Consider the following 279-nt stretch of genomic DNA (forward strand, 5'->3'; position numbering starts at 1 on the left):
GGCAGTGGTGCGGCGCTGGCGGTGCCGTTACTGCGCCTGGCGTGCGCGCTGCACGGGCAGATGGCGACGTTCGCAGAAGCGGCCGTGGCAGATCGCCCGGTATGACGTTGCACCTGGACCTGCTGCGTCACGGCGAAACCGAGTTGGGCGGCGGCCTGCGCGGCAGCCTGGACGACGCGTTAACCGCCAAGGGCTGGGAGCAGATGTGCGCCGCCGTGGCCGAGCAGGGGCCGTGGGATCGGCTGATCAGCTCGCCGTTGCAGCGTTGCGCGTTGTTCG

Annotated in this window: 2 protein-coding genes; both read left to right on the forward strand. The window is 70.6% G+C overall.

Annotated elements, in window-relative coordinates; translation table 11 throughout:
- The coding region (locus KZZ04_RS18940; RefSeq protein WP_219423801.1) for a nicotinate-nucleotide--dimethylbenzimidazole phosphoribosyltransferase at nucleotides 1–105 on the forward strand (105 nt) is incomplete at its 5' end.
- Nucleotides 102–279, forward strand: a 178-nt coding sequence (locus KZZ04_RS18945) for a histidine phosphatase family protein (protein ID WP_219423803.1), incomplete at its 3' end; no start/stop codon positions are given. The genes KZZ04_RS18940 and KZZ04_RS18945, both read left to right, overlap by 4 nt.

This window comes from Pseudoalteromonas sp. CR1 (assembly GCF_019392235.1).
Lineage (GTDB): Bacteria > Pseudomonadota > Gammaproteobacteria > Enterobacterales > Alteromonadaceae > Pseudoalteromonas.